Source organism: Pseudomonas sp. AC169 (genome assembly GCF_979258515.1).
Map to the genome: position 1 here is coordinate 696693 of NZ_OZ409866.1, position 18943 is coordinate 715635.

Here is an 18943-nt window from a genome sequence, read left to right on the forward strand (position 1 = left end):
CATTGTTGCGGAGAGTTCCAAATGCGTTATTCGCAGGACCATAAAGCCCAGACCCATCAGCGCATCATCAAGGAGGCTTCGGCACGCTTTCGCAAGGACGGAATCGGCGCTACAGGCCTGCAACCCCTGATGAAAGCGCTGGGTTTGACCCATGGCGGTTTCTATTCACATTTCAAATCCAAGGACGAGTTGGTCGAGAAGGCTTTGCAAGAGGCCGGCAGCCAGGTTGACGGCTTATGTGCGGAGATTTTTTCACAGGACAATCCGCTCGATGTCTTCATCGAGACGTACCTGTCCGAATGGCATCAAACGTCGCCCCATGAAGGCTGCCCATTGCTGACCATCTCTTCGGAGTTGGGCCTGCGCGGCCAACCGAGTCCCACCAGTGACGTGGTACTCAAGGCACGGCTTGAGCAGATCGAGAACAGTCTCGAAGGTGAGAGCAACGCTGACCGCGCCATCGTCATCATGTCGACCCTGGTCGGCGCGCTGCTGCTGTCACGCAGCGTCGCGGATGCCGAGTTTGCGCAACGCATCCTCGATGTCACCCGCGATCATCTCAAGAACCGCGACTAAGCCTGCCAGCGTTTGAACAACACGCTGGCATTGACCCCGCCAAACCCGAAACCGTTGGACAGTGCGTACTCGATCGACATTGGCCGCGCCTGGCCATGGACGATGTCCACGCCTGCGCTCGCCGGATCCGGATTGTCGAAATTCAGCGTCGGTGGCACCACCTGATCACGAATCGCCAACAACGTGAAAATCGCCTCAAGTCCGCCGGCAGCGCCGAGCAAATGACCGGTGGCCGACTTGGTCGAGGTCACGGCGATTTCATTCTGCGTGCCAAACAACGCTTTGATCGCCGCCAACTCGCCGAGGTCGCCCACAGGCGTCGAGGTCGCGTGAGCATTGAGGTGCTGCACCTGATCCGGCTCGACACCCGCCTGCGCCAGTGCCAGCGTCATCGCCCGCCGCGCGCCACTGCCGTCTTCCGGCCCGGCCGTCAGGTGATAGGCGTCGGCGCTGGTGCCATAACCGACCAACTCAGCCAACGGCTTCGCGCCACGAGCCAACGCATGTTCCAGGGATTCGATCACCAACAACCCTGCGCCCTCGCCCATGACGAAACCGTCGCGACCACTGTCGAACGGCCGTGACGCGCGCTCCGGGGTATCGTTGTAACCGCTCGACAGTGCCCGCGCTGCCGCGAAACCAGCCAGACTGACGCGGTCGATGCACGCTTCCGCGCCGCCACACACGGCAATATCCGCTTCGCCGGCACGGATCAATCGCGCTGCGTCGCCAATCGCTTGAACACCCGCAGCGCACGCCGTCACCGGTGCGCCCAAAGGCCCCTTGAGGCCGTGTTGAATGGACACGTGTCCGGCCGCGAGATTGACCAGAAACGACGGGATGGTGAACGGCGACAAGCGTCGAGGTCCACGGCTGTCGGTGGTGCGCACGGCGTCGGCAATCGCGCCGAAACCACCGACACCGGAACCGATGATCGTTGCGGTACGCTCCTGGCTTTCGCTTTCTGAAGGATGCCAGCCAGCCTGCTCCAGCGCCTGCCGGGCAGCCTCCATGGCGAACAGAATGAAGCGGTCCATCTTCTTCTGTTCTTTGGGTGGCGTGGCGCGATCCGGATCGAAACCTGCTTCAGCATCCTCCTCCAGCGTCGGCACCGCACCGCCGACTCGCGTGGGCAAATCAGCGACCACTGCCTCAGGCAAATTACGCAGACCAGAACGCCCGGCCAGTAAACGCTGCCAGACGACTTCGACATCGCTGCCCAAGGGTGAAACCAGGCCCATGCCCGTGACGACTATTCGACGCGAATCCATACCGTGGTGACCTCTGATCAATTCAATTGCCGGACTTGTAGCGTTGGGCTGCCGAGCTGCGGGAAAGGTTCGGCGCCATGACATGGCGAGCCGCAACAAAGGCGTGCCATTCGCCTGCGTCAGGCAGTGAAGGAATAGTGATCAACTCGCCCTGATCCAGACCGGCCAAGGCCGCATCGACCATCTCGCCCGCGTCCATGACCATTTCTGCCGGAATGCCACTGGCATCGATACCGGAGCGCTCCCAGATTTCAGTGCGGGTTACACCGGGCAGCACAGCCTGAATCTGCACACCGGTGCCTTCAAGCTCAGTGTTCAGCGACTGGGTCAGGCTCAGTACATAAGCTTTGCTGGCGCTGTAGGTTGCGTTGAAGCGTTCCGGAAACAGCGCCACCACCGAGGCGATATTGATGATCGTGCCACGACCGGCCTTGGCGAAACTCGCGGCTGCAGCCGATGCCAGGCGGGTGACGGCGGTGATATTCAACTGGATCAATCGCTCCAACTGGTCCATATCGGCGTTCGCCAGCAGTCCGTCCGCCGCCACACCGGCGTTATTGACCAGCAAGCTGATGCTCGAATCACTGCGCAGGCGCTGTTCGAGTTTGAGCACATCGTCCTTTTGCGTCAGATCCGCTTTCAGCACTTCGACCTGAATGCCGTGGGCTTCACGCAACTGTCTCGCAGCACTTTCCAGGCGGTCCTTGTCACGGGCCACCAGCAGCAGATCAAAACCACGCGCCGCCAGGCGCTGAGCGTAAATCGCACCGATACCGGATGAAGCCCCGGTAACCAGAGCAGTACCTTGGGATTGTGCGGAATTCATGTGAATGCTCCTGGAATGCTTGATGAAGGAAGTTACCGATGAGACCTGCTGGCTCGACGCACCGGCAAATTATTATAGGCATAATCAAAACACAATATGATAGACGTAATTTGAAATCGTTCGACGGTTGCCCTCTCCACCGCAACCAGCGGTCATGCGCTACGCAAGTAAAAAAGGCCGGTCAATGACCGGCCTCTTGGCATAGAACACTCAGCTTAGTTGACTTCCAGCTTGTCACGATTGCGATCCAGAATCGCCTTGCCGATCCCTTTCACTTCCAGCAATTCATCCACCGATGCGAACGGCCCGTTTGTTTCACGATAAGTAACAATCGCTTTGGCCTTGGCCTCTCCGACACCGGCCAGCTCTTTTTGTAGCGTAGCCGCGTCAGCTTCGTTGAGATCGACTTTTGCGCTTTGGGAAGGTGCCGCTGTCTCCATTACCAAAGGCGCTTTGGGCGACTCCGCTGGCGCAACCGGCGCGGCAATGGCGGCGATCGAGGCGCTGGTGAGGAAAGCGAAAATCAGAGAGTAGAAGTAACCGGTACGCATTAGTGACGCTCCATCATCGTTTGAGAAAGCAGCTTTTCCGAAGCTGCTCTCCAACCGTAGGTCATGGTGGAGCGATGTCAAAAATGCGTGCGTTACAGGATGTGAAACAATCAGGGTTCGAGGCGGCGCTGCTGATAGATCCAATCGACGATCTCGCCGTCCGGCATATAGCCGCTGACCGTTTCGCGCAGCAGTTGACGGACCCGCGCATAATCATCGCGTTCCACGGCCAGCAGCAATTCGCTCAAGCGGGCTTTCAGCACCTCCCACGGCAGGTGGTCTTCGCTCGCCGTCATGATCATCGGGTGCTGGGTGGCGGCCACATTGTCGCCGATCAACAGCTCTTCATAGAGCTTCTCCCCGGGGCGTAATCCAGTGAATTCGATACAGATATCACCTTGCGGATTACGATCGGAACGTATGCTCAAACCTGACAGATGAATCATTTTCTCTGCCAGCTCCACGATTTTCACAGGTTCTCCCATATCCAGAACAAACACATCGCCGCCCTGCCCCATGGATCCCGCCTGGATCACCAGTTGCGCGGCTTCAGGGATGGTCATGAAATAGCGGGTGATTTTCGGGTGAGTGACCGTCAATGGCCCGCCCGACTTGATCTGGCTATGAAACAGCGGGATAACGGATCCCGACGAGCCCAGGACATTCCCGAAACGCACCATCGTAAAGCGGGTTTTATTGACTCGGGAAACATTGGCGTTATCGCAGAACAACACCGGAGCCACTTCACGACTGAGCGCCTGAAGCGTCATTTCGGCGAGACGCTTGGTGCTGCCCATGACATTCGTCGGCCGTACCGCTTTGTCGGTGGAAATCAGAACAAAGTTGGCAACACCCGACTGCAATGCAGCCTGAGCCGTATTCAACGTACCGATGACGTTGTTCAACACGCCTTCGGCGATGTTGTGCTCGACCATCGGCACATGCTTGTAGGCGGCCGCATGGTAAACCGTGTCCACCTTCCAGGTTTTCATCACATCAAGCAGTTTGTCCTGCTGGCGAATGGATCCGAGGATTGGCAGTAAACGAACCGGAATTGATTCTCGGCAAACGCGCTGCTCCAGTTCCGACAGAATGCTGTAGAGATTGAATTCGCTGTGCTCGAACAGCAAAAGCGTAGTGGGCCTCAACGAGAAGATCTGCCGACACAGTTCCGAGCCGATTGAACCACCGGCCCCGGTGACCATGACCGTCTTGCCTTCGATGCAGTGCTTGAGCAAATCCGGTTGGGCAGGCACCGCATCACGACCGAGCAAATCCGCTATATCCACTTCCTGGATGTCTTCGACCTTGACTCGACCACTCGCCAAATCCGAAAAATTCGGAACACTGCGAACATGCAGTGGAAAGCCTTCGAGCAGATTGAGAATCTCCCTGCGCCGCGCTCGTGTAGAGGACGGCAATGCCAAGAGAATTTCCTGTGCCCCCGTGACATCTATCATTTGCTGGATGTGTTTGGGCTTGTACACCTGAAGCCCGGAGATCGAGCGATCCGAGATGCCGGGGTCATCGTCTATGAAGGCCACCGGACGCAATACACGCCCCATACGCAGGGCCGCGACCAATTGGTTGCCGGCCATACCGGCGCCGTAGACCGCCACCTTGGTCAATCCATCGTCGCGGTTGGTGAATGGCATGTGCTGCGCCGCATTGAACCAGTCACCCATGAAGTACTGCCGCATGCATAGACGCAATCCGCCAATGATCACCAGGCTCAACCACCAGTAGTTGAAAATGATCGAACGAGGCACAACGGCCTGGTGATTGCTGTACCAGTACACCACCAACGCCAGGATCAACGCAGACAGACTGACGGCCTTGACGATCGCAATCAGCGCGTCATTGCCGAAGTAGCGCATGACCGCGCGGTACATGCCAAAGCGGATGAATAGCGGAATGGCAATGACCGGAGCGCTGACAAAAAGCCAAAAGTGGGCTTTGAGCGGGTTATACATGTCGTCGATGCCCAAACGGACAATAAACGCGAGCCAAAGCGCAAGCCATACCAGGAACGTATCGGTGGCTACCTGAAGAATCCGTTTGCGCCGTCGGGGTAACCCCAACAGATAAGTCCTGACTTTATCCATAACCTCGCCCAACACCTGAGTACACTCCGCTCAACTGGAGGCATAAGCTGCAACGCCTCCAGGTACAACAAATACTGTAAACCCAAAAAGCCCTATCGTTGTTTACTTGTTTGACGATTTACCTTTCCAGTTGCCCCGCCTGATATTTGACCGCCAGCCATATCAGTGGAACGTAAGCCACCATCAGCGCGAGGGCACCGTCAATACGGAAATAAACTACGCAGAACGCCAAAGGCAACAGCCAAAGCATATTGATAACCGCGACAGCACAAGTGACTGGCAAATGCTTGCCAAAACGACGTGATGCGAATTGATAGGCGTGGCTACGATGTGCTTCATACACCTTGTCCCCACGCAATAGTCGCCGCATCAGTGTGAAAGTGGAATCGACAATGAACACGCCCAGCAATATGAGCCAGGCCCATAACAACGCCGAATCAGCCCAGCCCGCGTGCAATGCCATGATTCCCAGGACCACGCCCAGAAATCCACTGCCAGCGTCGCCCATGAATATTTTGGCAGGCGGGAAATTCCAACATAGAAATCCCGCTGCGCAGATACCGAGCATGAGGGCGGGCCAAGACAGTTCTGGCACGCCAGCCACCCAATACAGAAGTACGCCCCCCACGCAGGTCGTGACAGCTTCGACTCCGGCAATTCCGTCTATACCGTCCATGAAGTTGTAGAGATTGAGCATCCAGACCAGATAGACCACCACGAGTAATTGCCCAATCCAGCCTGCCTGCAGATCGACGCCGAAGACCGTCAATGCTGGCAAGCCGCCTATCCAGTAGACAGCCCACGCGGCGGCTAGAAAATGCGCCAGAAGACGCCAGCGCGCGGCCACATGACCGTGATCATCGAGAAAACCGACAACGGCGGTGATGCTCCCTGCCCCAGCCAGTGAAATGAACACCGCGGGTGCAACGATGCCAGAGAAAAACAGGACCGTTATCGCCATGAGGAATGTCACAACGATCGCGACGCCGCCTCCGCGCGGTGTCGCCACGACGTGCGAACTGCGCTGATTGGGAATGTCCATCAAGCTGCGCGATATCGCGTAGCGCCGCAGTAATGCAGTGAGCATGAATGAAAGTCCGGCACCCACCGGAATAAGCCACCAACACATCATGATTTTCGCGATTCCAGAAATGGCTTTACCGTTTCGCTCAGACCCTGCCCCAGAGATACTGGCGGCACCCATCCCAGTAGACGCTTGTTCTTTTCGATATCCACCTGCAGCGAACCGAATACCCTTTGCGCCACTGCCCCTTTACCCATCAGTCCTGCCATCACTTTCATAAATTCCACAGGTATTGGCAGCAGCCAGACGGGTTTGTTCAGGGCTGCGGCGATCATACGCAAAAGCCGGGTGGTCGAGACATCCTCGCCATCACTGACGAGAAAAGTCTGGTGCGCAGCGCAAGGATGTTCAAGGCAGGTTTCTATCAAGTCAACCAGGTTATCCAGACTGACCAGGCTGCGCCGATTATCGATCGCTCCGAACGGCAACGGCACTCCGCGCTGCAGCCAGCGGATCATGCTGAGGAAATTGGCCTTGACCCCCGGCCCGTACACCAGCACCGGGCGAATGATCACTAACTCCATTGCGGTGGTAGCCACCAGTTGTTTGAGACCAAGTTCAGCCTCAAGCTTTGAAATGCCATAGGGGTCCGCGGGGGTCGGAATATCGTCTGCGGTGTAGACGCAACCTGGCTCGGTACCCTCGCCATTGACCTTGATTGAACTGATGAAAATGAACCGTTTGACCCCTGCCGCCGCAGCCTGTCGCGCCAGATTCAAAGTCGCGTCGACATTCACGCGCCGAAACTCGGTGAGCGGATCAGTCGCGGTCTCATCCATGACATGCACGCGAGCTGCAGCGTGGACTACGGCATCAACGTCGCCTAGCACCGGACTCCAGTCAGTTGTCGCGGACAGTTCCGTGATCTTGAAGCGACGGACAGCACCGGGAAGATCAGGGCATTCGGTCCGTAATGCCGCGATCAATGAATGGCTCTTCGAACGCGCCAGGTGCTGCAGCAACGCTGAACCCACGAATCCGGATGCGCCCGTAACCAGCAGGCCTTTGATACTCATTGAAGCCGACCGGCAGACATAAAATATGCACCAGGCACGAAACCACGGTTATTCATCAGCCAAAATCCCGAAACAGGCAAAGTCGTTCGTGACATCAAACTTGATTGAGCAATATCGTCATTGGGTCATAGGCTTTTGGTCAGTGTCCGACACATGGGAGGATCTGAGCCAAGCGAATGACCCTGCGTGTTACTCGCTGAATTTTGCAGTAATCCGTTTGGCCAGATCCCGGGCATAGACTCTCAACTCCGGAACAGCTGTGGCCTCCCAGAATTGAGCCTTCAGCATCGGCCCGACATAGCTCAGCCAAGGCGTGCCGACGCCGTGACTATTGCGGGCTGCCAGTGATTCATCCACGCAGACCCCGAGCCCAAGCGTGTCGGGCTGTATGAGACCCGCCTCACACAACTGCACGATCAGGCGATCTTCGACCCTGGCCAAATTCGAGTTCGGCCCCGTGCAATTGATGATGTGGGAAACGTCTATGGCTTTCACAGACTCTGCCCCCCGCATCGCGACGTGTACACGTAGACCGTTGGGCATCGGAGCGATGTCGCAGATTCTGCCCGCCATCGGGCGAAGTCTGCCTTGCTCGATCTGCTCGCTGAATGCTGCGTAGGACGCCGGTGCGACCCGGTGCCGATGAGCATCCCAATACACCTGCAAATGGCGCAGAAAACGCTGCCGCTCGTTTTCGCTCAAAGCTCCCCATAACTGAGCGGTAATCGGCCGTAGCGCACCGACGATATCGCGCCAGTCGATATCATCACCCGCCGCCGCTTCAGCCATCGAACGCACTTCGCGCAAGTAGCTCAACGCGCCAGGTTTGCAGGAACGCATACGTTCCACGACATCGAAGCCGATTGGTTTCGTATGTCTGGAGGCTCGATGCGGCAACGGCTGTACACCACGCCGGGAAAGCATGTAGACCGGTCCGCGATGACCTTGCTGATCAAGGGTCAGCGCCACATCCAGTGCAGTCAGACCAGCCCCCATCAACAGAATCGGTGCATCCGCAGCAATCGGCACCTCAATCGCGCCGGACCATGGGTCAGCCAGATAGCGCCCCTCTCTCTGGGCGCCGACAGTGATGGAAGGATTGAAGGGAGCAAAATTACCGAACGCGAGAATCACATGATCGGCTGTCAGTTCGCGGCCATCGGCCAACTGTATCAACGCCTTGTCGCCTCTCGCTTCAAGACTGTGGGCTTCAGCGGTGATCCGCTCGAAGCTGATGCCGGCGCCGCAATTATTCTCAGCGTCGGCGAGCAAACCGGACAGATACTCGCCATACAATTTTCGCGGTACAAAAGAGGCTGCCGTGGTACCAGGCAAACGGCTTTCACAGAATCGCAAAAAATGCTCTGGATCATCAGCCAGGGCGGACATGTTCCCGGCCGGGACGTTCAGCAAATGCCGGGAGCTATTGGTGCCGTAGGCTAATCCGCGCGCCATGTCGCCGGATCGATTGAGCAGCACTACATGAGTACCGACCCCACAGGTCCGCAAGAACTGAATGGCCGTTACCGCACCACTGAAACCGGCACCAATGATAATCAGGGTTTTCAAGGCTCGATCCGTCCGACCAGATATTGCATTATCCTGGCGACGGCACTGGGTACATCATCTTCCAGTGTATTGATGCAGATATCAGGATTGACCGGCGGCTCATACAGTGAATCGATGCCGGTAAAGTTCTTCAGATCACCCGAACGGGCCTTCTTGTAGAGGCCTTTTGGATCACGGTTCTCACACTCCAGCAGCGGCGTGCTGATGAACACTTCGACAAAGTAAGCGTCCCCGATCACATCACGCGCCAATGCACGGTCACGCTGGAACGGAGAGATGAATGCTGTCACTACGATCAGCCCAGCGTCGACAAAGAGTTTGGCGACTTCAGCGATTCGACGAATGTTTTCCGTTCGGTCAACGTCACTGAACCCAAGATCACGGCACAACCCAAGACGCATGTTGTCACCATCCAACAAATACGTATGACGATCCTGCTCAAGTAATGCTTGTTCCAACGCGTTTGCAATGGTTGATTTACCTGCGCCGCTCAGACCCGTAAACCACAAGACCGCAGGTCGTTGTTTCTTGATCGAACTGCGCTGGCCCCGGTCGACGACCATTTGATGAGCCACAAGATTTTCAGCCATCGTAACTACACCATTGCTCTATACATTTAATTAAATTCAGGCTTCCCATCCCGGAAACTATTTCACTCAATCCGGATGAAGCCCAGGCCCAAAATCAAGCGAGAAGGATAGACCCGGTGAATGTTTACGCCAAGGAAAACCCACTGAAGCGAGGAAAGTAGAGAATTTTCCTACAGGGGTCGCCCCCACTCCTGCAGTAATTCTTCAACATAAACTGAAATGGATTTGGGTGGTCGCGAGTTCGCTGCAAGACCGGCCAACAGCCCCCTTTCCTCTAGCAAGCGCTTCAAAGCAAGGCTCAACGCCTCAACACTGCCTGGCTCAAATAACAAACCATCGACATCGCTGGTAACCGCTTCTGCGATGCCTGGCACATCGGAGCCAACGACCGGACAACCCGCTGCCTGAGCAGAGTAAACGACAAGGGGGGTATTCTCGTTCCAGACCGAAGGTACAACCAAGGCATCCAGACCACCCAGCACATTGAATATTTCCCCATTGGGAAAAGTACCGCAGAAAGACACCGATTCATGACCGTCAGCCAATTGTTTCAACTCGGCAACGTATTCGGGAAAGTCCGTATGCTTTCCGTATATATTCAAACGCAACTCTTGAGCAGAAAAACGCTGCATGGCCCGCAACAGCACATGACATCCTTTATGTGACGCAAGTGTGCCGATGAAACCCAGAACCAAGGGGCGTTCTTCGCCTCGTCTGGCGCGAGGCACGACAGCGTGATCCAGATCAATACCATAAGCAGATTTGACGACGATATCCGGACGCACGCCGTGCTTCAGTAACAGAGCCTCAATCATATTGTTTGGCGCAAATATGCCGTTCAGAAGATTGAGTCGTCGAATATTGCGCCCCAGACGATTTTCAAGTGCGTGCACTTCTGTAACCAACGAAGCCTCGGGCAGGAATGGCGATCGGGCCACCCTTACCAGCGCATCAGCAACTTTGTCCGGAAGCGCCGTAATCAGTTTTCCGATCTTCGGACCCGCGAGATTGGCCGAAAAGTGTACGACACAATTTCCCGCGTCAGGACTGGGTCCCTCACAGGCACGTCCACCACATCTGAGTAACTGTCCGGTAGGACAAATGCTCCAGAAGTCGGTTGGCGTATAGAACGCTGGAACGCCTGCCGCCACGGCCTTTTCGATCAGGCCAGTGCCGAGGCGATTGAGATGGAAAAAGTGCACAACGTCAGGCTGAAATTCACTCAGCAGGTGCTCGAAATAGTTCGCAGCGAGATGGTTGTCATAGCCGATTTCGATTTTGGAGGTCTGGTCCCCCATGGCCTCGTAGGCGTGAAGGAAGCGATCGACCCGGATCCCATCGTAATGGTATCGGTCGAATCGCTCGTCGTCGCCGAGCGCCGAAGTCGCCGGATACCCGGTGAATACGCGCACCTCGTGCCCCTGGGCGATCAAGGTCCTGGCGACAGACAGCGTCAGGACCTCCGTACCAGCAGAAAATTCCGGGAAAAACTGGTGAACCGTGAGCAGTACTTTCACTCCAGACCGCCACCAGCAATTGCAAACGACTGATGACCGCTCACGGGTTAACCCTCACTTTTGTGCGTCTTGCTGCTTTGCCCATTCGAAGGTTCTGGAAATCCCTTCCTTCATGGAGACTTTAGGCGTCCATCCCAACTCATCCCGAGCCAGATCGTTACTCAGCACGCTGACAGGCACGTCGAAAGACCGCCCCGGTTTGTAGTTTCTGGCGACGGGTTCGCCACTGACGTCCTCGATCATCGACATGAGGCTGTTAAGACTGGTGCCGACACCCGAACTGATATTGAAAACGCTGGCGCTACCCGAGTAGGTAACTGCCTTGGCAAAGGCTTCTGCGACATCACTGACGTGGAGGAAGTCGCGTTCGACACTGCCGTCACCCCAGACTTCGATTGGCAAGCCTTTGAGTACGTTATGAATGAATACACCCACCGCCCCTTGTGCAGTTTCCACACGCTGGCGCTCACCGTACGGATTGGCAACCCGAAGAACGACAGGTTTGATGCCATAGAGGTGGTTGTACATCTGAAGATATTTCTCGATGGTCAGTTTGGTAATGCCATAGGAAACTTCAGGATCTGTCGGATGTTTTTCATCGATAGGCAGGTATTTCGGCGCACCATAAACCGTCCCGCCGGAAGAAATGAACACGATTCTTCCAACATTGTGCGCAACCATCGCATTCAGCAATTGCAAACTTGCGACAACATTGCTTTGCACATCATAAACCGGGTCTTCGTTCGAGCTTTTCGGCAAAGTTGTAGAGACCAGATGAAAAACGACGTCTGCACCCTCTACTGCCTTATTTATATCGCTGGTTGACGACAAATCGCCTGTCATCCATTCGACACATTCATGTGATAAAAACTTACGATATTCAACCACGCGCGGTCGTTCAAAAACGCGAATGGAATGCCCATCCTGCAACAACCGATCAACAATGGTTGATCCAATAAAACCGCCGCCGCCAAACACTGTAATTTTCATAAAAACTCTCGACTGACATCGAAGTCATGGCAATAAAATTGACGTTAATCAGCCAACAAAAATGACAAAAAAAGTAACACATGCGTGCAAAAGCGTCAAGAAACCAACACTTTCAACTTCCGCAGTATATTTTGTATCAGGGGTTTATCGAGCAGATACTTCGCCACTCGATATTGGCGGATTCGCGCAATCAACAAACGCGAAATGCTGCCACTGACCGGCACCTCGGTTTGAGCGTCATTTGTCAGGCAATGAGTGGAATAAAGGTAATCCAGATACGAGGTCACGCGACGATTTTCCAAGGCCGTCGTTGCCAGCTCTCTCGCCAACCCCGCCGGCAAAAACGGTTGTGGCACCTGTGCTCGATTGACTTGCGCCTCATCCAGTATTTGTAACCACTGACGTTGGGTGGCGGCTGCAGTGTAGTGAGCCTCGATCAACTGCCGACAGGCTTGTGCCTTGCGCTCACGCATCGAGGCATCCATCGAGAGCCGTCGCAATACCTCGACATACTGGCTGACTTCATCTGCACCATGGGGAATCAGGTAACCGGTTTCGTCACCCACCAATTCATCCTGCCCGCCGACATCTGCGACCACCGGCACGACCCCTGCCGCCATTGACTCCAACAGCGCTACCGAAATCCCCTCATATTCCGAAGGCATCAGCAACACATCGGAAATCGCCAGCAACGATAGCCACTCGGCATGCGGTTTTGCGCCTACAACGTGAACCTCTGAGCCCAGATCGTACTGCCTTATCAACCCCTCGAATTCCGGACGCAACTCGCCCTCGCCGATAATCAATGCATTGAAACGGACACCGGCCTGCTTCAGGGCGTGGAGAATTTCCGCCAGTTTCAGCGGGCGCTTCTGATTGCACATGCGCCCGGCAAAAATGATGGTCAACGCGTGTTCGTCGAGGCCGAAACTGCGCTGAGTCTCAGCGCGCTGAGCTGGCGAGAGCGACACCGGGTGCGACTTGATTCCCGTGTACATGACCCGGATTTTTCCAGCATCGGCATTGCGCTGGGCCATCCATTCGGACAAATGACGTGTACTCACCACATTCATGTCCAGGGCGTCTTGATAGCCGACTCCGAATCGTGGATGCCCGCCGTTGAGCCAATGCATTTCTTCGGTATGACACAAGTCCAGGAATGTCGTCTTCGATGCAATCGTGCGCAAATACGGAAGAAGTTGATAACCCAGGGTACTTCCGGCAATCAGCACGGTATCAATCTGCCTGGAGGCAATGAGATACAACAGGAAGCGCGGAAAATCCGATAACGACAGAAAGTTCGGCAGGACGAAAATATCCGCAGTCAGCTCCGCAAACCTGTCCTGCCAGCGATGATCCGCCTCAAGCGTGGCACATACGGTGACATCGGCCCCACCAGCCACAAGGCCCTGGATCAGGTCGATATTGACTCGATCGGCTCCGCCTTCGACCATCCACGGCAGCAAAAACATGACCCGTCTGCCATTCGCATTGCGCTTCAACGGGTTTTCGAAACCAACACCTTCAGGCAATGATTCATAGGCCGACGGATAACGGCGCTGAGGAGCGGGGACAGGCTTGAGCGGCATCGCAGGCGTCGTTGCAACCCTCAGCGCCTCTGGCACGTTGCCACAGGTCTGCAAACACTCTGCAATGGTAAAACCCCAGTGGCCGGCGTCCGCCAGACTCACCAGAAGCGGAGTCGGATCCCGACCGTCGGGCGAGATGATTACCTGCGAACTCACCTGCAAAATGGCCGACTTGCGAGCCACAATACCTCTGACCTTGGCGTGAGGGTTATCCAGGTAATACTTACCCTCGATCAAGTTCTGCCGGTTCGTCACTTCCCCGTCTGCCATCATCACACCGAACGAGTTGCAAAAGGCAAACTCGGGGTTGGATTCAAGACACCAGATTCCCTTTTCAATGAAGGTCGGATCGAACGTCGTCGCCGCATCTGCCAGTACGAGGTACTCCGGTCGCACCCAGATGTCATGGCCAAAAGTCAGCTCTGCCCGACTGACCATCCGCACACGCTCGTCACCCGCCAAAGTTTCTACAAAAGCCGCATTGAGGACCTGCTCCTCACTTTTGTCGAAACAGATCAGCCACTTCCAGGCCTGGAATGTCTGGCCGCACAGCGACCGATACAGATCGGAAAAATCCGTGGAAGCATCACTGGAACTGCTGATGACGAGAACGTAGTCCTGCGCGAGAGCGCCAGTTTCCGAAATGTCTGCCTGGTATCTTTTCGTCATTTTTCCAAAACCGGAATCAGGGGCAAAATCATGCTGCATGGAGTTCGACATAACGATTGATTACTTCCCTGTACCGAAACGTTGAAGGCCTTTCAAAGACTTCAGCATCGACAAAATATTCACGTCACGAAGCCGCAGAAAGGGCTTCTCCACGCAGGTATACGTCAGGTGCGCGAGCGCATAGACGCACGCAATGAAAACTGGATAAGCCAACCATGGATTGTCATAGACAATGGTCTGCAACCCATAACGGTTCAGCACATTGATCACTAATATAAAAGCGAAAATATGGCCGAGATAGATTGAATAGGAAATCAGGCTTGTGTATTTCACAAATCGGTTAAGCACATTCGAACGTGATGCGCCCAAACTGAAAAATGCCGGGATCAATGCTGCGAAAAATATCGCCGAACATGTGAAGAACAAAGATTGTTCAAGCTTGCTGCCCGCAGTCCACGGCAACCCTTGGCGAGTCAGTACGATCAGCGCCACAGCGAATGCAAAAGGAACATACCAAAACCTGGCAAGGCGATCGAAAATCGGTTTGTGCCACGTGTAGATGTAGGCAATCAAAACACCAAAACCGATAGCGTCCAGCCGATAGAGGACAACATACCGAGCATCATCGTAGCGCACCGGCTGAATAGGCAATCCGATACGCGCGAGGAAAGGTACGACCATGAAGATCACGATGACGATCATTGCCGCGCGTCTGACACCGGCACCCAGGCCAATCATCAACATCATGACCAGCGGAAAGGTGTAATAAAACCATTCTTCAACCGCCAGACTCCACGACAGGCGATAGAAGTCTGTCATGTTCCAGGCAAAATTCTGGGCGAATATCAAGTAATGGAATTGCTCGACAAAGGTGGTCGCACCGGCCCAGTCAAATTTCAGCGAAACGAAAAAGAAAAAGAAATAAAGCGGTAATGTTCTCATCCATCGGCGATACCAGAACCCGGTCAGTCCGCCGATTTTCTCCTCCCGCCAATGCGTCGCCTCTTTAAGCAGAATCCTGCCAATCAGGAAACCACTCAGGCAAAAGAACAGATCTACGCCGAACGTTGCAAGAAACGCAAAGCCAGCCAGGACGGGATGAGGTTTCGAATGCGCCAGCATATGCCCAAACACAACAAGCAGACAGGCGAGGGTCCGACAGACATCAAGACCGAAGGAACGGTGGGCGGTGGGAGCTGAACCGACGGGTAAAGGGTTATTCATCCAGGTTCACTTCTTTATTCCACAGAATGTCACAGCAACGCCCCTCGGGCATTCTGAACTGCCCTAGCGCAACCCGATTGATTGCAACAGGCGAAAACTCCACCCGGTACTGGCAAGAAACGAGGCCTTCCTGAGTTTTGATTTCGACTGGTTTCAAAGCCTTCAGATTGAACTGCTGATTTATGAAACCCTCAGCCCCCGCCTTCGAAGCATCGGTGGGGTATTGATGCAGGAAGAACTCATCGCCCAATTTGTCGATGTCGCAGCTCTTCACTTCCAGCGTGAGCGCTGCAGCCGTTACTGCCACACTTAACCCTTGCGGAAGAACAACCGGGGCAGGCAACTTTGCCACGTTGCCAACTCCCGTCCAGCGAGCGAAGGCCAGCACCCCGATCGCAATCAACGCAAAAAAGAGCACCCCCCTCAATATTTTCAGATCGACCCTCACTCACTGCCCCATATCAAAAATGACATTACACACAACAGAAACCGCACTCCGACGGACCTTCCGTCCGTGTAAATCCGGTAACGCAAAAATGAAGGTCCGACCGGAGAGTAAGCCTATTCGTCCGATTACAACGCGCGAAGTTTGCGCACTACCTTACCGGCAAAAAGCCGCAACGGGCTGGTGACGATAGGCTTCGGCGCTACCGGTTCGACTGCCGCCGGATTGAAAAAATCTTCCTGGCCAGTAAGGGCAATGAAATCGAGATAAGTGAAGCCATGAATCGACTCGATCTCCGCTCGCTGCTCGGCATCGTTCATCAACTGATACAGATGCTCGACACCGAACAACCGCGTACCCGGGCAGCCGCCGATCTGAATAGCGAACATGGCCAACAAGTACCCGCTATTGGCCCCTTTTGGAGTGACCCACCGCTCACTCTCCGGAAACGCCTCCAAAATGTCGGCCAGAGGCATGCCTGCGTAGTGCTTTTTCTGCAAGTACCATTCCAGCCACATCCGGGCACGCCTGTCGGGACGCGCACCGCTCTCATTGGACTGATCCGAGAAAATGCGATGCAGGGTCAGTCGCTCCTGGACGACATGGATATCTGCAATTTTCAACAGGCGCGTCCACATTTCCGCATCGTCCGTCTGCGCATTGGCGCTTCTGTACAACCCAGCATTTTCGTACGCACTGCGTCGGACCAATGCGCTTGGGTGGCACAACTGGTTCTCGTTGAAAAACAAGGAACGCAACCAGGCAGTCCGCGGTTTGTTCGGCTGGTTGAACCACTCGACGACGAGTGGCCGGTTGTGCTCATCAATACACTGAACATGTGAAAACACTGCACCTACGCCAGGATTAGCGTCCAGCACAGCCACTTGCTTCTCCAGTTTATCCAGTTCCCAAGCATCATCCGAATGGTGGATAGCAATGTACTCACCGGTACTTTGCGACTCGATGGCCCGATTGATGTTGTAAATATAACGACGCGTCCTGTCATTCTGAATCTTGATGATTCGCGGGTCATTGTAACTTTCGATCACGCCCCAGGACCCATCCGGCGAAACGTCATCCACAATGATCAATTCCCAATCAGTAAACGTCTGATTGAGAACAGAATCGATAGCCTGCCCGATAAACTTCTCGTGATTATAAGAAGTCAGTACAACCGAAACCTTTGCCACTTTTTATTCTCCTTTGCGCCCTTTTACGAGCCGCCCGGCCTTACGCAACCGGCTAACCAATCCAGCTTCGACAAAGCGATAAACCGCGAGATAGCGCTTATGTTTAAGGGCAAATGCCTCACGCTCGGAAATCAATGATCCAACATTCAGTTTCAGTTTTTCCAGCTCGGCTCTCGACCATTCCAGTTGAGCATTGGATTGCGCCAGATCGGTGTTTGAGCGCGCGAGTTCGGCGTTTGACATGGCCAGTTCAGAGTTGGACCGTGTCAGATCATTGCCAGACTGAGCCAGCTCGGTATTTGATCGTGCCAGGTCTGCTTTCAGGCGCGCCAGCTCGGAATTCGATTGAGCCAGTTCGGAGTTCGATTGCGCCAGATCAGATTTCGATTGCGCCAAAACGGAGTTTGCCTGGACCAGCTCAGACTTCACTTGTACCAAAACGGAATTTGCCTGGACTAACTCAGACTTCACTTGGACCCAATCGGCAGTCACTTGCACCAATTCCGAGTTCAATCGCTCAACATCTGCCGCCGTCGCCGCCAATTCGGATTTCAATTGATTGGCCTGGGATGCGGCCTCGGCCAGCTCCGCCTCCAGTCGTGCCCCTTCAGCATTCCTCTTGGCCAGCTCTGCATTGGACTGGCCAATTTCGGAGTTCGCTTGCGCGAGCGCGGCGTTGGATTGTGCAAGCTCCAACTTCAATTGCTCGAGTTCCGCACGCGCCATCTCGAACTTTTCAACCTCGCCGGCGCAGAAGCCTTGCAGGTTAACCAGCTCCGTTTCCTTTTCCTTGCAAACGGCCATCCAGTTTTCACGCTGCTCCGCCAGCCACTCCTTGTCCTTCAACAATGCCGAAAACTCGGCACGGCATTGCTGCCGCATTTCGCCAATCCGAGCATGTCGGCCACGCAGAAGCTCGATTCCCTTCAACGCCAATGTCAGATGTTCTTGCGAAAACTTCTCTTTGGCCGGCGGTAGTTCGTTTGAGTAGCCATAAACTTCAAAGTCTTTCGCATACAGCCGGTCAATCAGCGCTTTAGCTCTGGGGCTGATAAATTCCGGCAGGTAAGGAATCAGGCTCTCGTTGGCTTTCGACGTGGTGAACGGATTGACGTAAGCATCACCCAGATGAGCACGCAACGCGTCGTTCAACGCGCTCGTGTCCTCAATCTTCGATACAACGGTGTAGGGAAACAGCTGAGGCTTGAGCAGGTCATATTGCGGCGCCCAGTGCCAATCCTTGAAATCATCGATTTCATAGGTGTTCAGGTATTCCAGAAAACACTCGAACGCGGCAGCGACATCAAGCATGGTTTCAACCGGGCATTCTACAAACGCTTGTCCCAGATAAGGTTCGATCTGATACGGTTCGCGCAGCAAAATCTTTGACTGCCACGCCGAAAAAAGCCGCTTGTACGGATTTCTTACCAGGGCAAAACTGAAGAAACCGTCAGCCTTGATTGCCTCGAGTTGCTCCGGTGAACGAAGGCACAATTGTGGTGCAGCGACTTGCAACGAGTCATGAATGACAAGCTCAGGATCGGTTTCGGAACTGGTTTTGAGTTGCCGAATCGCCTCGGCAACGCCTTCCATCTCAGCAAACCACCATTTCAGAGATGTACAAGCCACCTTAGGCGTTGCTACGTAGAATAATTTCCGCTCCTGTGAAACACAGCTATTCCAGGTAAGAAAATCCAACAAACGCTGGTCGTCATTGCTCGTCATTACCGT

Annotated in this window: 16 protein-coding genes; 1 reads left to right on the forward strand and 15 read right to left on the reverse strand. The window is 54.7% G+C overall.

Annotation, left to right across the window (positions count from 1 at the left end; all coding sequences use genetic code 11):
• The first annotated feature begins 21 nt into the window (after nt 1–21).
• Nucleotides 22–576: a TetR/AcrR family transcriptional regulator gene (locus ACZZ0G_RS03080; RefSeq protein ID WP_463555266.1), complete on the forward strand. Its 555-nt coding sequence runs from the start codon at nt 22–24 to the stop codon at nt 574–576.
• On the opposite strand, the gene fabF is transcribed toward ACZZ0G_RS03080, so the two are convergent.
• The 15 genes from fabF to ACZZ0G_RS03155 all read right to left on the reverse strand — a co-directional run bounded on the left by fabF (nt 573) and on the right by ACZZ0G_RS03155 (nt 18937).
• Complete coding sequence (fabF, locus tag ACZZ0G_RS03085; RefSeq protein ID WP_463555267.1) at nt 573–1847, reverse strand: beta-ketoacyl-ACP synthase II; 1275 nt, start codon at nt 1845–1847, stop codon at nt 573–575. The genes ACZZ0G_RS03080 and fabF overlap by 4 nt on opposite strands.
• Before the next feature lie 22 nt (nt 1848–1869).
• Complete coding sequence (locus ACZZ0G_RS03090) at nt 1870–2673, reverse strand: SDR family NAD(P)-dependent oxidoreductase (protein WP_463555268.1); 804 nt, start codon at nt 2671–2673, stop codon at nt 1870–1872.
• 215 nt (nt 2674–2888) lie between these two features.
• On the reverse strand, nt 2889–3224 hold the full coding sequence (locus ACZZ0G_RS03095; RefSeq protein WP_463555269.1) for a ComEA family DNA-binding protein: 336 nt from the start codon (nt 3222–3224) through the stop codon (nt 2889–2891).
• A gap of 110 nt (nt 3225–3334) precedes the next feature.
• Complete coding sequence (locus ACZZ0G_RS03100; RefSeq protein ID WP_463558812.1) at nt 3335–5329, reverse strand: polysaccharide biosynthesis protein; 1995 nt, start codon at nt 5327–5329, stop codon at nt 3335–3337.
• 118 nt (nt 5330–5447) lie between these two features.
• A complete protein-coding gene (locus ACZZ0G_RS03105) occupies nt 5448–6461 on the reverse strand; it encodes an MraY family glycosyltransferase (protein ID WP_463558813.1) in 1014 nt (337 codons plus the stop codon).
• Nucleotides 6458–7429, reverse strand: a complete 972-nt coding sequence (locus ACZZ0G_RS03110) for a UDP-glucose 4-epimerase family protein (RefSeq protein ID WP_463555270.1) — start codon at nt 7427–7429, stop codon at nt 6458–6460. Before ACZZ0G_RS03110 ends, ACZZ0G_RS03105 begins: the two co-directional genes overlap by 4 nt.
• 189 nt (nt 7430–7618) lie before the next feature.
• Nucleotides 7619–8998: an FAD/NAD(P)-binding protein gene (locus tag ACZZ0G_RS03115; protein ID WP_463555271.1), complete on the reverse strand. Its 1380-nt coding sequence runs from the start codon at nt 8996–8998 to the stop codon at nt 7619–7621.
• On the reverse strand, nt 8995–9588 hold the full coding sequence (gene cysC, locus ACZZ0G_RS03120) for an adenylyl-sulfate kinase (RefSeq protein WP_095112931.1): 594 nt from the start codon (nt 9586–9588) through the stop codon (nt 8995–8997). The genes ACZZ0G_RS03115 and cysC overlap by 4 nt, the downstream gene beginning before the upstream one ends.
• 170 nt (nt 9589–9758) lie before the next feature.
• Complete coding sequence (locus tag ACZZ0G_RS03125; RefSeq protein WP_463555272.1) at nt 9759–11105, reverse strand: glycosyltransferase; 1347 nt, start codon at nt 11103–11105, stop codon at nt 9759–9761.
• Between the two features lie 54 nt (nt 11106–11159).
• Nucleotides 11160–12095 (reverse strand): NAD-dependent epimerase/dehydratase family protein, encoded by a 936-nt coding sequence (locus ACZZ0G_RS03130; protein ID WP_463555273.1) that lies wholly within the window; start codon nt 12093–12095, stop codon nt 11160–11162.
• A 95-nt stretch (nt 12096–12190) separates the two neighbouring features.
• Nucleotides 12191–14404, reverse strand: coding sequence for a glycosyltransferase (locus ACZZ0G_RS03135; RefSeq protein ID WP_463555274.1), 2214 nt, complete (start codon nt 14402–14404; stop codon nt 12191–12193).
• A 9-nt stretch (nt 14405–14413) separates the two neighbouring features.
• Nucleotides 14414–15577 carry an acyltransferase family protein gene (locus ACZZ0G_RS03140; protein ID WP_463555275.1) on the reverse strand — a complete coding sequence of 388 codons (1164 nt, stop codon included), beginning with the start codon at nt 15575–15577 and terminating at the stop codon, nt 14414–14416.
• The gene (locus ACZZ0G_RS03145) at nt 15570–16025 is read right to left on the reverse strand and encodes a hypothetical protein (RefSeq protein ID WP_463555276.1); all 456 of its coding nucleotides are present in this window, start codon (nt 16023–16025) and stop codon (nt 15570–15572) included. The genes ACZZ0G_RS03140 and ACZZ0G_RS03145 overlap by 8 nt, the downstream gene beginning before the upstream one ends.
• Nucleotides 16026–16150: 125 nt before the next feature.
• A complete protein-coding gene (locus ACZZ0G_RS03150; protein ID WP_463555277.1) occupies nt 16151–17212 on the reverse strand; it encodes a glycosyltransferase family 2 protein in 1062 nt (353 codons plus the stop codon).
• Nucleotides 17213–17215: 3 nt separating this feature from the next.
• On the reverse strand, nt 17216–18937 hold the full coding sequence (locus ACZZ0G_RS03155) for a sulfotransferase family 2 domain-containing protein (protein ID WP_463555278.1): 1722 nt from the start codon (nt 18935–18937) through the stop codon (nt 17216–17218).
• Nucleotides 18938–18943 lie beyond the last annotated feature (6 nt).